A 13226-nucleotide genomic window follows, 5' to 3' on the forward strand; every position below is an offset into this window, starting at 1 on the left:
CCGGCAATGACTCCCTTCGGTACCGCCACTGAGCAGAGTAAGAGCGTGGTCGCGTTACGTGCCGAGGAAAATTCGCACCCACCCCGGGTGGTCGACGACGTCGACGTCGAAAACCTGCACGGTAACGTCGACCGATCGCCCGGTCACCGGGTCACGGAGTCGAATCGGCGACAGCCCCGTCGGGAACGTCACCTCGCCTTCGCCCCACAGCGCGCAGAACTCCGGGTATGTCCCCAGCTCGCCGAGCAGGCGCTCGGGCCATCCGGCCTGGCCGACGGCGCCGATTCGACCGCGCAGTCCGCTCACCGACATCCGCGCGACGTCGTCCCAGTTCACGACAACCTGCCGTGCCAGCTGGTCGCCGAACAACCAGTGAAACCCGTTGCCGCCCTCGCACAGTCCCGGCAGCATCGTGCGCGCGGCCGAGTTGAGCGCCAGGATATTGCCGCGGGAGTCGAAGTATCCCGCCATCCCGCCGCGATGCGCGTCGAGGCTGCGGAGCGCATCGTCGCCGATGCCTGCACGCAACTGGCCGATCGTGGGAGTCGCCGCGATCGGTATCCCAGCCAGGTCGAACAGATGCCTGCGCTCGGTCACCCGTAGCGTCCGGGCCCGATCCAGGCAGTCCGCCAATGCCTCGACGACCGCGCGCGCCGGATGGTCCCGGTCGCCCCACTCCAGATGAGTCACGTAGCTGGCACTGACTCCCGCCGACATCGCCAGCCGCTCGCGCGACATTCGGCGATCATCGCGCAACCAGCGCAGGAAACTGCCGAATGTAGGGGGCGCCAACCGCACCGCATCGCCGGACCTGGTCAGCTGCTTCACCGCACTCACTCCCGTCAGAGCCTTGCCCGAACCCCTGCACGATAGCGATCGCAGCGCGCCGCGAGCCGGGAAACACGCAGCGACTTGCGCCGCGCCTATCGTTGGACAGGTGAGCGACAGCATGCGGCACGAGGACACGAAACAAGCCATGCTCCGCGTTCTGGTCGACCGTATTCTCCATGGAGAGGGTGCGACCTCACCGGATCAACGACAGCGCGCTTTCGACAACAATGATGTCGCCCCGCCTTTACACACGGTGGTCGACAAGGTCACCACGCGACCCGCCGCGATCACCGATGCGGACTTCGCCGCGGCGCGGGAGTCGGGATTCAGCGAGGACCAGCTCTTCGAACTGGTGATAGCGGCAGCGGTCGGGCAGTCCGCCCGTCTGTACTCTGCCGGGCTCACCGCCCTCGCAGAAGCAGGGACAGTGACCGCGGAGGACATGCGGCAGGTGCTGGCCGTCGGTGTGTCGCACCAGCAGGTCAGGGACGCGCTCGCCGTCTGTGCCTCGTTCAACACGACCAACCGGCTCGCCGATGCCTTCGGATTCGAGCAGCTCAGCCCCGCGGGGTTCGAGGCTGGGGCTGCGTACCTGATCAGGCGGGGCTATCGGTAGGAACCTTCGTGGCGGTGATCTGGGTCAGCAGGCACCGCCATCCGCCGTCGTCGTGGACGAAGGCGTCGGTGGTCCATTCGTCGGCGTCGAACCGTGTACCCAGATAGTGGGCGGTGTTGACGACGCGGGTCGTCAACAGCGCGATCCGGTCGTAGTAGCGGATTCGCGCATCGCCGACGCGCGCCATCGCCGAGTGCGTGAGGTCGCCCGACCGGACGAATGCCAGGAACTGAGCCGCGGTGGTGACGCCGTTCTCGGACACCATCACCCACTCGTCGGTCATGAACGAGCCGATACGGTCCGCGTCGTTGGCGACGATCGCGGCCTGCCACTCGTCGAGCACGGCAAGGAGTTGATCGTCGACTGATTTTCCGGTGGGGGAATGTGTTGCTGTCATGGTCCGACGGTAGGCCGGGCGGCCCCCGCCGGTCTTGGATGAATGGAACGATCGCCGGGCGGCTACCCGAGGACGGCGGTCAGGTCGAGCCGGCCGAGCCGGTCCCGGTCGGACAGGATGTCGATGGCGGTGATGCGGTCGCCGACGACGGTGAAGCTCATGATCGAGAACGGGTCGCCGTCGAGGGTGTCCACCAGCCCGGCTCCGCCGTTGACGATCGCGGGGCGGCTGGTGCAGACAGTGGCCATCCGCTGGAACGTTTCGGCTTGTCCGGCCACCGACGTGGCGCCACGGATGACCCGCATCGCCTCGCCCGCGTCGGCGCGCAACACCACGTCGGGGTCGAGCATGCGGAGCAGTTCACCGAAGTCTCCCCCGCGCGCGGCCAGCAGGAACGCGTCGACGACGCGGCGCTGACGCGGCAGGTCGGGGTCGGCACCCGGGGTCGCGCCCTTGACCCGGCGCCTGGCCTGGCTGGCCAGCTTCTTGGCGGTCTGCGGGGTGCGATCCACGATGGGCGCGATCTGGTCGTAGGGCATCTCGTGCAGGACGAACGCCAGCCGTTCGGCCGGGCTCAGCGATTCCAGCACCACCAGCAGCGCGAGGCCGACCGAATCGGCCAGCAGCGCTTCGTGTTCCGGGGCGGGTGTGGCCTCGCTGCTGATTACCGGGTCGGGCAGGTGATCGGCCTCCAGCGGCTCTTCGTGGCGGCTCTTGCGTGAGCGCAGCATGTCCAGGCAGACCCGCCCGACCACCGCGGGTCAGCCACCCGCCGAGATTGCCGACTTCGGTGGTGTCGGTGCGTGCCAGCCGCAGCCACGCCTCCTGGACCGCATCGTCGGCGTCGGTGAGCGAGCCGAGCATCCGGTGGGCCACCGCACGCAGGTGGGTGCGGTGTTCTTCGAACCGGTCGGCCAGGAATTGCGCTTCGTGCACGGAGTCCTCCTCGATCTCGTCTTGTGCCGATGACGAACCGGCGGCGCGAAGTGTGACTCCACCCCCCGCGACCAACGGATTTCGCCGTGGCGGTCACGTTGTGTTCGCGGCGAACGTCAGTGCAACAGAACACGATCCGCAGCGGCAGCCGATCAGCGCCGCTGGGTCGCTATCGAAGCGAACACCACTGTGAATGCGATCGAAGTACAGGGCACCGTCGCCGCCGGGTTCGAATCGGTGCGCGCCGAGTTCGCCGCCGTCGTCGCCGAGGAGGGCGGCGAGTCCGGGCCGCAGCTGTCCTTCATCGCGCCGCGGTCGACACCGCGGTCATTCCTGCCGCCTGACACTCCATCAACCTCCAAAGGACCGATACCACATGTCTTTTCACGCCACCTCGACACTCCGTTCCCGCAGCCTGAAACTCGCGCGCCGGGTACCCGTCGGCGCCGTCCTGCCGAGACCGCGGTCGACGCGTATTGGGATCTCGCCCGGATCTCCTACGTGCGCGAGGCATTCGACCACCTCGGCTACCCCCTCTACTTCGCGACCATTCTCGGTGTCGCCAAGGCCGGTGCGCTCGCGGCGATCGTCACCCCCGACCATCCGCGCACGAAGGAATGGGCTTATGCCGGACTGGTTTTCGTCTACGGCGGAGCCGCCACCTCCCACCTGGCCGTCGGTGCCGGTCCGGACAATGGGCCATGCCACTGCTGTTCGTGGCCTGTACCTTCGCCGCCCGCGCCTGGCTGCCGCAGGGCACCTCCACCGGCGCCACGCTGCGCGCACTCGGCAGCTCGTGGCGCCGACCCCAGCACGCGTGACCCGCCGATCAGTGGACTCCGGTGCGTGCCTGAGATCGAGACCGTCGATGCGGGGCTGGGCGATCCCCCCGGCCCCGCCGCGACGTCATGTCCGGTCCGGCGGCAGAACGTTCGCGGCGATGATCGTGCGCCGGTCCGTCTCTTCCGACCGAAAAAGACGCACAGTACGATCGAACTTGTGACTCAGGTCTCACCTTATGGTGCAGAACCGCACGTCGCCGAGCAAAGGAGCTCACATGTCGGATGAATCTGGCCACCAGCCTCCCGGATCGCCGCAAGAGCCCCACCGTCGACAGCCACCTGGCTGGCAGCCGCCGACCGGTCCGCCACCGGGCGGCACTCCGTACCCGCAGGGCGGTTATCCGCAACGCGGTTATCCGCAGGGCGGCTACCCCCAGGGCAGCTATGGGCCCCCGCCCAAGAAGCGCAAGGTCTGGCCATGGGTGCTCGGTGGAGTCCTGCTGTTCATGGTGCTCGGTATCGGTGCCTGCATCGCCCTCGTCGGTACCGCGGTGAACGAGGTCGACAAGGAGATCAACCGCACCGTCGCCGTCACCTACCAGGTCGACGGGACCGGCCAGGCGAGTTCGATCACCTACTCCGGTCGCGGCGGGGACGTCGCCCAGGACACCGACGTCACCTTGCCCTGGACCAAGGAGGTCACCGTCGACGGAATCGTCAAGGCCGTCACCGTCACCGCCTCGGCCGGTGCCGACGGCGGCGAGATCACCTGCCGGATCCTGGTGGGCGACGACATTCTTGCCGAGCAGACCGCCACCGGTCCGTATGCGAGCGCGTCCTGCAGCGGCGACGCCGGCAAGTGACACGTAGCGGACTACGCTGATCCGTCCCGCAGCATCGCCGGACAATAAGTCCGTTGCACGAATTCGGCATGCTGCGAGGAAAGGTCCAGGCCATGTCCCGAATGACGACAAAGACTTGCGATGTGTGCATTGTGGGGGCGGGCATCACCGGGCTGAATGCCTTGTGGGTCGCCGGCCGGTACCTCGCACGTGACCAGAAGGTCGTTCTGGTCGACAGCAGAAACCAGGTCGGGGGGATGTGGGCCGACATCTACCCGTATGTGCGATTGCACCAGCCGCACGGCATGTTCACCGCGGGAAATATCGCCTGGACCCTCGGGCGGGAACGCTCGTACCTGGCGTCGAAACCGGAGGTTCTCTCCCATCTCGGGTACTGCTTCGACACGATCAAGCAGCGGGTCCAGGTCGACGAACTCTTCGGATGGACCATGGTCTCGCACGACGAGACCGAGGGCATCGTCCGGATCACCTGCGAGTCCGCGGACGGCGCGACCGTGGTGGTCGAGGCGAAGCGGCTGATCAAGGCCTACGGGTTCCGCATCACCCCGAACGAACCGTTCGCTGTCTCCAGCACGCGAGTGCGGTCGGTGTCGCCCGACTTCTGCGATCTGCACGGCGACGACATCCGCAACAGTGATGCCCCGGTGTGGGTTGTCGGCGGCGGCAAAACCGCGATGGACACCGCGCACGACCTCATCAGGGAATACCCCGGCCGAGAGGTGAATCTCGTGGCCGGGTCGGGCACGTTCTTCCACAACCGCGACCGGTTCTTTCCCACCGGTGGCCGAAGATGGTGGGCCGGTGAGCTGCCCAGTGGTCTCCTCAGAGAATCCACCCGCCGTTTCGACGGAACCAACGAGGCGGCCATGTGGGACTGGCACCGCACGACATTCGGCACCTGGGTGACCCCGGAGACCGGCAACTTCCTGTTCGGACTGCTCTCGGAATCGGAGACCGAGACGATCACCGCGGGGTTGCGTGCGGTGGTCATGGACTATCTCGTCGATGCCGTCGACGACCACGACGAGACACGACTGGTCTTCCGCAGCGGTGCGACGACCACGATCCCGCCGGGCAGCTGGATAGTGAATTGCACCGGTTACGTCATGCGGCACGATTTCCCCTACGAGCCCTACGTGTCCAGCGGCGGCGCGGTCCTGTCGATACAGCCACGGTCTGCCACCTTGTATCTGACCTCGATGATCGGCTATTTCCTGACGCACCTGATGTTCTTGGACAGACTCGGCGACACTCCGCTCTACGAAATCGACGCGCCGGAGCTGCTGAGCAAGTCCAGAACGGTTTTCCCGTACGCGCTGTTCGCAGTCACCCAGTACAACGTCGGCCTCATCTACGACAGCGTTCCTGGCTCGGTATTTCGCGATTGCGGACTCGACCTCGACCGCTGGTATCCCTTGCCACGTCGCCTGGCGGCCGGGGCACGGTTCGCGCTCACGCACCGCCGCGACCGCGAACATCTGCGACACTCCCTGGACACCGTTCGCGCCCGGTTCGATGTTCGCTGTGGCCCCCTGGCACAGGAGGTTCGGCGCGGCGACACGACCGAGGTGGCGGACCGACGTCGCGGCGAGACCGTGTAAAACTGGACATATGCCGCATACCAGTCCCGTTACCGCTTGGAAGACACTCCGCGATGGAAACGATCGCTTCGTCGAAGGCAGGCTGCAGCATCCCAACCAGGGCGCAGCCGACCGTGCCGAACTGACCGCTGGGCAGCATCCGTCGGCGATCCTGTTCGGTTGTGGTGACTCCCGGGTCGCCGCCGAGATCATCTTCGACCGCGGCCTCGGCGACATGTTCGTCGTCCGCACCGCCGGTCACGTCGTCGACGGTTCGGTGCTCGGATCGATCGAGTACGGCGTCGACGTGCTGGGCGTGCCGCTGATCGTCGTCCTCGGACACGACAGCTGCGGCGCCGTCCGTGCGACGATCGACGCCCTGGATTCCGGCGCCGTGCCTGGCGGGTTCATCCGCAGCATCGTGGAGCGGGTCACCCCCTCGATTCTGCTCGGCCGCCGCGAGGGACTCAGCACCGTCGACGAGCTCGAGGCCCGGCACGTGGAGGAGACCGCGATGCTGCTCACCCAGCGGTCGAGCACCATCGCCGCGAAGATCGCAGCAGGCGAACTCGCCATCGCGTGCGTCACCTACAACCTGTCCGACGGCCGCGCCCAGCTGAACCGCGTCATCGGGAACATCGGCGAACTCGAGTAGCCGGTTCACCGCCGCGAGGCAACGACCCTCGCGGCGGTGACAACGGCAAGATCCGGACCGCTCAGGCGCGGGTGAGCGCACCCCCGTACTCCGACCGCGCGAACCTGCCCGCGGGCTGGAACCGGGCCAGGACCTCGGCCGCGGGCAGCCCGGTGACCTCCTCGATGTAGGCGCCCGCCTGCTCGACGGTCTCGATGCCGAGGAACGGCTGCGGATGGTGCAGCAGCCCCACCAGCGCGCTCGCGAACCGCGGCTCCACCGCCGCCGCGGCGAAGAACTGCCCGCCGATGTCGGCGAACTCCGGATCACTGAGGAACAGCCGCGTCACCTTCGCGGCGGAATCGCTGCGCGCGGCCAGGAATTCGGCGTAGCGCGCGGCGATCCAGGTCTCGTCGAAGGCGCCGTCGTGCACCGCGGCCGCGGCGACCAGGCGCTGCGCCTGGACCAGGCCGCTCTGCGCGCCCTGCCCCGCGATCGGGTCGTAGGCGACGGAGGTGTCGCCGAGGGAGGCCACCGGGTGACCGTTCGCGGTGCGGCCCACGCCGGCGCGCACCACCGGCCGGACGGCGCCCTTCAGCCACGAGTGCGGGTCGTCCTCGATCACCTGGGTGGCCAGGACTTCCGGCAGATCCCAGTCGATGTAGTCGCGGTAGAGCTCGGTCACGATGCGGTGCGCCGAGGCCGTCGAATCGGCCGCGCCGAAGCGGCGCTCCCAATCGCTGCCCGGCCGGGCCCAGCCGAGGAAGGCCCAGCTCGGCCCGGCGTCCTTGTGCAGGTAGGGACCCCACCAGCCCTCGCCCTGATCGGCGAAGATGGAGAATCCGCTGTGCGCGCCGCCCGCGGCACTGCGGTGGGCGAACACGCTCGGGTCGTGACCCAGACCCGTCACCGTGACGGTGAGCAGCGAGCGCTGCGGCGCGTCGTAGACGGTGCGGGCGGTGTCGATCGGGAACAGGTCGGACAGGCCGCCGCGACCGGTCGCGACCAGGGTCAGATCATGTTGGGCGGCAACGCCGTCGAGGGTTTCCGGGGTGACCTGCTCGACGACGAAGCGGCCACCGCGCTCGCGGAAGGCGGTGAGCCGATCGTCGGCCTTGAGCCTGGTGTCGACCGCGACGCCGACGTAGCCGTCGAACACCCCGTCGAAGGCGATCAGTTCGTTGCGGTCGGGGTCGGCGATGCGGACGCTGAGACCGGTGTGACGGGGCGCCCTGGCGGTGTAGGTGTCCAAGCCGAGTGCCAGCTCGGCCTGTTGTGCCACACCGAATTCCAGGGCTGTGCCGGTGGCGGGGACGTCGTTGCGGAGGGCAGGCTGGTCGCGGTCGCTGTAGAGCGTGACCTCGAAGCCGGCGTCGAGCAGACCTAGCGCCGCGGTGACGCCGGTCTGTCCGGCGCCGACGATCGCGGCCGAACGCGGGGAACGTGAAACGGGATTCTGCGATGTCATATCGGAATGATGATCGTTTCCGCGCCCACGCAGCAGGGTTGCGATCAGTGGGAATCGATGGCCGCGATCGTGCCCGGCCGGGACTCCGATTCCGGTAGGACTGTCGAATTCGGGCCGCCCACACGGTAATTCGCCCCGCGATGGTCGTCGGGGAGCCGGTCCCCCGCCCCGAACAGCGCGTGCCGCAGCGTGCCCCGCTCGTATTCGGCGGCGTAGACACCGCGTGCGGTCAGCACCGGAACCACATGCCGCACAATGTCTTCGAATGTGCCGGGCGTGATCGCGTAGGCCAGGTTGAACCCGTCCAGGTCGGTCTCGTCCACCCATTCCTGGAGCTGATCGGCGACGGTCTCCCCCGAACCGACGAACACCGGGCCCATGCCGCCGATGCCGGCCCAGCGGCCGATGTCGCGCACGGTCCATTCGCGGCCGTCGTCGTCGAATTCCTGGAACGCGGCCACCGCCGACTGGATGGCGTTGCTGTGCACCTCGCCGATGGGGTCGTCGAGGTCGTAGCGCGACAGGTCGATGCCCATCCAGCCGGACATGAACACCAGCCCGCCCTCCACGCTCGCGTAGGACAGGTACTCCTCGTGTTTGGCGCGTGCGGCCTCGTCGGTGGCATCGGTGACGATGGTGGCCAGCGCGTAGATCCGGGCCGAGTACCGGTCGCGGCCTGCTTCCTCGAGCGCGTCCCTGATCCGCGAAACGGTCTGGGTGAGCACGCGTTTCGACGGCGCGGCCACGAAGATGGCCTCGGCGTTCTCGGCGGCGAAGCGGACACCGCGCGGCGAGGCGCCCGCCTGGTAGATCACCGGAGTGCGCTGCGGTGACGGCTCGGACAGGTGGATGCCGGGCACGGTGAAATGCCGACCACGATGGCCGATGTGGTGCACCTTGGCCGGATCGACGTAGACGCCGCGCTCGGCGTCGCGCACCACGGCGTCGTCCTCCCACGAGCCCTCCCAGAGCTTGTAGAGCACTTCGAGGTACTCGTCGGCCTGGTCGTAGCGGTCGTCGTGGTCGAGCTGGTCGTCGGCGCCGAGATTGCGGGCGGCCGAGGGCAGATAGCCGGTCACCACGTTCCAGCCGATCCGGCCGTCGGTGAGGTGGTCGAGGGTGGACAGGCGCCGGGCGAACGGGAACGGATGCTCGAAGCCGGTGCCGGTGGTGATGCCGAAGCCGAGGTGCTCGGTGACCGCGGCCATCGCCGTCACCAGCAGCAGCGGATCGGCCACCGGCACCTGGGCGCCCTGGCGCAGCGCGGCGATGTCGTTGCTGCCGTAGGCGTCGTAGATGCCGAGGACGTCGGCGATGAAGATGCCGTCGAAGCGACCGCGTTCGAGCAGCTGCGCGAGCTCGGTCCAGTAGCTCAGCTCCTTGTAGCGGTGCGACTGGTCGTCGGGGTGACGCCACAGCCCGGGCGACTGGTGGGCCACACAGTTCATGTCGAAGGCGTTGAACCGGATCCGGCGGGTCATCGCGCCTGCTCTCCGGCCGGGACCCGTTCGCCCGCACTCCAGCCGAACGGCAGGTCGGTGCCGTTGAGCAGGTGATCGCCCACCGCCCTGGCCTTCTGGATGGCGGGATTGTGCACGGAGATGGTGCGCGCGTTGCGCCAGTGCCGGTCCAGGCGCAGACCTTCGGACACGATGGACGCACCGCCCACCTCGAACAGCAGGCTCGTCGCGGGCAGCACGGTGTCGATCACCGCGAGCTGGGCTTGCGCTGCGGCAAGTTCGACCGCGGTGAGCGCGGCGTCGTCCTTCGCTCCCGCGGCGAGCACCTCGTCGAGAAGATCGGCCACCGCGAGCACGGTCGCGCGGGCGGAGAACGCGGCCGCCGACAGCTTGCCGATCACCTGCTGTACCAGCGGATCGCGGCGCGGCAGGTCGGCGGCGGAGTGGGTGTAGCCGCGCGTGCGTCGCGAGACCCAGTCCCGCACATCGCTTTCGGCGCGCCGGGCGATACCCGCGAGTACCGCCAGCTGGACCAGCTGCAGATACGCGGTCGCGTAGGTGGGGCCTGGCACGCCGTAGCCGGGGCCGAGGATCTGTTCCTCGGTGACCCGCACGGCGGTGAATTCGGTGGTGCCGCTGGCGGTGAGCCGCTGCCCGAAGCCGTCCCAGTCGTCGTGCTGGCGCACGCCTTCGGCGCCGGCGCCGACCAGGACGCCTACTCGCTCGCCGTCGCGGTCGGCGGCCACGAGGATGTGGTCGGCGTACAGGGAGCCGGTGCTGTAGAACTTGGTGCCGTCGAGCCGCCAGTGCTCGCCGTCGCGGGTGAGCCGGGTGCGGTACCGGTCGACCGCGCCGACACCGGGTTCGGTGATGGCGTTGCCCACCAGGGTGCCCTCCGTCACCGCGCGTAACCACTGTTCCCGTACCGGGCCCGGTTCGGCGAGCAGCTGGTCCTCGACGAACGAGAAGTGCACGCGCAGGGCTTGCGGCAGGTTCGATTCGGCGGCGGCAAGATCGATGAGCAGTCCGAACAGCTGGCGCACTGTCGCGCCGTAGCCGCCGAACTCCACCGGAACGCGCAGCGCGCCGAACCGGGCAGCGCGCAGGGCGGCGATCTCGGTGTGGGCGAGTTCCCGGTCGGTTTCGCGGGCGACGGCGCCCTCGGCGATGCGGTCGAAGATCGGGCGGAAGACGTCATCCAGTTCGGAATCGGCCACGCGTTTCGTCTCGGTGGATGTCATGACCCCACCATGACGCCGTCGGCCTGCGCGTTCACTGGTTGCGCGCAGCGGGATCGCAAAGGGTGCGGGGCGGGTGTGCTCTGCGACGATGTCCCCATGAGCACCGCCACCCGACCGGGTGTGATCACGACGTCCACGCTGGTTCTGCTGTCGGCGCTGTACTTCGCGCAGGGCCTGCCGTTCGGCTTCTTCACCCAGGCGCTGCCAGTGGTGCTGCGCGAATCGGGGTACTCACTGGTGGCGATCAGCGCCTCGGGTGTGCTGTTCCTGCCGTGGGCGCTGAAGTTCCTGTGGGCGCCCTACGTCGACCGCTACGGCACCCGGCGCACCTGGCTGCTGGTGCTGCAATTGTCCGCGGCCGCGGTCGCCATGGTTCTCGCCAGTCTGGACCTGTCGTCGTCGTTGCGCTGGCTGTTCGTCGGCATCGTGGTGGTGAACCTGCTCTCGGCGACGCAGGACGTGGCCACCGACGGTCTCGCCGTGCGCCTGCTGGGTCCGCGCCAGCGCGGACTCGGCAACGGTATCCAGGTCGGCGCCTACCGCATCGGCATGATCGTCGGCGGTGGCGCCCTGCTGTGGATGTTCGCCGTGTCCGGTTGGCGAATGTTGTTCCTCGCCATGGCATTACTGATCGTGCTGACCACGGTTCCGGTGTGGCTGCTGCGCGAACCGGTCACCGACCGACCGCCGCGCCCGCACCCGGCGCACCTGCTCGGCGCCTGGTGGACTCGGCTGCGCCGCCCCGGCATCCTCACCTTCATCGCGCTGATCGGTGCGTTCAAGTTCGGCGATTCGATGGCCTCGGCGCTCACCGGCCCCTTCCTGTCCGACGCCGGTCTCGACCTCGGCCAGATCGCGGTGATCAAGGGCGTCCTCTCCTCGGCGGGCGCCCTGGCGGGCGCGGCCTTCGGCGGCTGGCTGGCCTATCGCTACGGCCGGCGTAGTGCGCTGCTGATCGGCGGTGTCACCCAGACCGCGAGCATCGCGCTGTATCTGGTCGCCGCCCTCGGCCTCGGCGGTTTCGAACTCCTCGTCACCGCCGGCCTGGCCGAACACGTCTTCGGCGGCGCCGCCACCGTCGCCGTGTTCGCCCTCATGATGGACGCCTCCGAACCCGACCACGCAGGCAGCGACTACACCCTGCTCGCCTGCGCCGTCGTCGTCGTCCAAGGTGTGGCGGGCATGGCAGCGGGCATCGTCGGCGAGCTGGCCGGTTATCCCGCCCTGTTCACCGCCAGCCTCGTCCTTTCCGGAATCGGCTGCGCCGCACTGGTTCTCGGCCTGTCCCGGGGTCTGGGTCCCGACAGCCTCCGGCAGACCCTCGGCTACACCCCGGGAATCGGTCAGCGCACGGCGCACCGGCAGGTGGATCTGCAAGACTGAGGAGGTGAGCGATGCCGATGCGGGAACCTACGTCGAGGCCGGTGAGTTCCGCCGCGACACCAACTACATCACCACGCGGATCACCGCCGACGGCCGCGACGGCTACCCCGTCGAACCCGGCCGCTACCGGCTCGTCGCGGCCAGGGCCTGCCCGTGGGCCAACCGCACCCTGATCGTGCGCAGATTGCTCGGGCTCGAACCGGTGCTGTCGCTCGGCCTGTGCGGGCCCACCCACGACAAGCTCAGTTGGACCTTCGACCTGGACCCGGGCGAGGTCGATCCGGTGCTGGGCATCCACCGGCTGCGTGACGCCTATCTGGCCCGGTTCCCGGACTATCCGCGCGGCATCACCGTGCCCGCGGTGGTCGACATCCCGACCGGGCAGGTCGTCACCAACGACTACGCCCAGATCACCCTCGACTTCTCCACCGAATGGACCGCCTACCACCGGCCCGGCGCACCGCAGCTGTATCCCGAACCGCTGCGCGACCACATCGACGAGATCAACGCCGAGGTCTTCCGCGAGGTCAACAACGGTGTCTACCGCTGCGGTTTCGCCGGCGCGCAGGATGCCTACGACGCCGCCTACACCCGGCTCTTCGCCGCCCTCGACCGGCTCACCGAGCGGCTGAGCACCCAGCGCTACCTGGTCGGCGACACCATCACCGAGGCCGACGTGCGCCTGTTCACCACGCTGGCCCGCTTCGACCCCGTCTATCACGGCCATTTCAAGACCAACCGCAGCAAACTCAGCGAGATGCCGGTGCTGTGGGCCTACGCCCGCGACCTGTTCCAGACCCCCGGCTTCGGCGACACCATCGACTTCGGGCAGATCAAGGAGCACTACTACGTGGTGCACCGCGACATCAACCCCACCGGCATCATCCCCGCAGGCCCGGATCTGTCGAACTGGCTCACCCCGCATCACCGCGAGGAACTCGGCGGCCGCCCCTTCGGCGACGGCACCCCGCCACCTCCGCCCCTGCCCGCCGAGCAGGTACCCGCGATCCCCTGAACCGCCCTCTTCGTCCCGAG

General features: G+C 68.5%; 12 protein-coding genes and 1 pseudogene. 7 read left to right on the forward strand and 6 right to left on the reverse strand.

Features of this window, described 5'->3' with window-relative positions:
• Positions 1 to 54: 54 nt before the first annotated feature.
• On the reverse strand, positions 55 to 837 hold the full coding sequence (locus IEY60_RS16915; protein WP_189029101.1) for an MmyB family transcriptional regulator: 783 nt from the start codon (positions 835 to 837) through the stop codon (positions 55 to 57).
• Positions 838 to 937: 100 nt separating this feature from the next.
• Between IEY60_RS16915 and IEY60_RS16920 the strand changes: the two genes are divergently transcribed.
• Complete coding sequence (locus IEY60_RS16920) at positions 938 to 1447, forward strand: carboxymuconolactone decarboxylase family protein (protein ID WP_189029103.1); 510 nt, start codon at positions 938 to 940, stop codon at positions 1445 to 1447.
• Here IEY60_RS16920 and IEY60_RS16925 read toward each other — a convergent pair.
• Together IEY60_RS16925 and IEY60_RS16930 are read right to left on the reverse strand one after the other, a co-directional pair.
• A complete protein-coding gene (locus tag IEY60_RS16925; protein WP_189029105.1) occupies positions 1428 to 1844 on the reverse strand; it encodes a nuclear transport factor 2 family protein in 417 nt (138 codons plus the stop codon). The two genes, IEY60_RS16920 and IEY60_RS16925, sit on opposite strands and share 20 nt — an antisense overlap.
• 62 nt (positions 1845 to 1906) lie before the next feature.
• A pseudogene (locus IEY60_RS16930) lies at positions 1907 to 2780 on the reverse strand (sigma-70 family RNA polymerase sigma factor).
• Between the two features lie 189 nt (positions 2781 to 2969).
• Between IEY60_RS16930 and IEY60_RS35820 the strand changes: the two are divergent.
• The 4 genes from IEY60_RS35820 (at position 2970) to IEY60_RS16950 (ending at position 6660) form a co-directional block, all read left to right on the forward strand.
• On the forward strand, positions 2970 to 3848 hold the full coding sequence (locus IEY60_RS35820) for a DoxX family protein (protein ID WP_229739896.1): 879 nt from the start codon (positions 2970 to 2972) through the stop codon (positions 3846 to 3848).
• Positions 3838 to 4425 (forward strand): MmpS family transport accessory protein, encoded by a 588-nt coding sequence (locus IEY60_RS16940; RefSeq protein ID WP_189029107.1) that lies wholly within the window; start codon positions 3838 to 3840, stop codon positions 4423 to 4425. Before IEY60_RS35820 ends, IEY60_RS16940 begins: the two co-directional genes overlap by 11 nt.
• A 92-nt stretch (positions 4426 to 4517) precedes the next feature.
• Positions 4518 to 6026: an FAD-dependent oxidoreductase gene (locus IEY60_RS16945; RefSeq protein WP_189029109.1), complete on the forward strand. Its 1509-nt coding sequence runs from the start codon at positions 4518 to 4520 to the stop codon at positions 6024 to 6026.
• A gap of 10 nt (positions 6027 to 6036) precedes the next feature.
• Positions 6037 to 6660 carry a carbonic anhydrase gene (locus tag IEY60_RS16950; protein ID WP_189029111.1) on the forward strand — a complete coding sequence of 208 codons (624 nt, stop codon included), beginning with the start codon at positions 6037 to 6039 and terminating at the stop codon, positions 6658 to 6660.
• A gap of 61 nt (positions 6661 to 6721) precedes the next feature.
• Here IEY60_RS16950 and IEY60_RS16955 read toward each other — a convergent pair whose 3' ends face one another.
• From IEY60_RS16955 to IEY60_RS16965, 3 genes are read right to left on the reverse strand one after another with little or no spacing between them, the layout of a single operon-like run.
• Positions 6722 to 8107, reverse strand: a complete 1386-nt coding sequence (locus IEY60_RS16955) for a styrene monooxygenase/indole monooxygenase family protein (protein WP_189029113.1) — start codon at positions 8105 to 8107, stop codon at positions 6722 to 6724.
• Positions 8108 to 8151: 44 nt separating this feature from the next.
• Positions 8152 to 9588 (reverse strand): LLM class flavin-dependent oxidoreductase, encoded by a 1437-nt coding sequence (locus tag IEY60_RS16960; RefSeq protein WP_189029115.1) that lies wholly within the window; start codon positions 9586 to 9588, stop codon positions 8152 to 8154.
• Positions 9585 to 10808 (reverse strand): acyl-CoA dehydrogenase family protein, encoded by a 1224-nt coding sequence (locus IEY60_RS16965; RefSeq protein ID WP_189029117.1) that lies wholly within the window; start codon positions 10806 to 10808, stop codon positions 9585 to 9587. Before IEY60_RS16965 ends, IEY60_RS16960 begins: the two co-directional genes overlap by 4 nt.
• Before the next feature lie 96 nt (positions 10809 to 10904).
• Here IEY60_RS16965 and IEY60_RS16970 point away from each other — a divergent pair, with 96 nt between their 5' ends.
• The gene (locus tag IEY60_RS16970) at positions 10905 to 12191 is read left to right on the forward strand and encodes an MFS transporter (protein ID WP_189029119.1); all 1287 of its coding nucleotides are present in this window, start codon (positions 10905 to 10907) and stop codon (positions 12189 to 12191) included.
• A 4-nt stretch (positions 12192 to 12195) separates the two neighbouring features.
• On the forward strand, positions 12196 to 13206 hold the full coding sequence (locus IEY60_RS16975; RefSeq protein WP_189029121.1) for a glutathione S-transferase family protein: 1011 nt from the start codon (positions 12196 to 12198) through the stop codon (positions 13204 to 13206).
• The last annotated feature ends 20 nt before the right edge of the window (positions 13207 to 13226 follow it).

Origin of the sequence: Nocardia rhizosphaerihabitans (genome assembly GCF_014646295.1) — a bacterium.
Taxonomy (GTDB): domain Bacteria; phylum Actinomycetota; class Actinomycetes; order Mycobacteriales; family Mycobacteriaceae; genus Nocardia; species Nocardia rhizosphaerihabitans.

Bases quoted from the DNA above. Each gene is read 5' to 3' on its own strand.
- IEY60_RS16950 (WP_189029111.1), top strand. From the start codon at position 6,037: ATGCCGCATACCAGTCCCGTTACCGCTTGGAAGACACTCCGCGATGGA.
- IEY60_RS16955 (WP_189029113.1), bottom strand. From the start codon at position 8,107: ATGACATCGCAGAATCCCGTTTCACGTTCCCCGCGTTCGGCCGCGATC.
- IEY60_RS16925 (WP_189029105.1), bottom strand. From the start codon at position 1,844: ATGACAGCAACACATTCCCCCACCGGAAAATCAGTCGACGATCAACTC.
- IEY60_RS16940 (WP_189029107.1), top strand. From the start codon at position 3,838: ATGTCGGATGAATCTGGCCACCAGCCTCCCGGATCGCCGCAAGAGCCC.
- IEY60_RS16945 (WP_189029109.1), top strand. From the start codon at position 4,518: ATGTCCCGAATGACGACAAAGACTTGCGATGTGTGCATTGTGGGGGCG.
- IEY60_RS16960 (WP_189029115.1), bottom strand. From the start codon at position 9,588: ATGACCCGCCGGATCCGGTTCAACGCCTTCGACATGAACTGTGTGGCC.
- IEY60_RS16965 (WP_189029117.1), bottom strand. From the start codon at position 10,808: ATGACATCCACCGAGACGAAACGCGTGGCCGATTCCGAACTGGATGAC.
- IEY60_RS16970 (WP_189029119.1), top strand. From the start codon at position 10,905: ATGAGCACCGCCACCCGACCGGGTGTGATCACGACGTCCACGCTGGTT.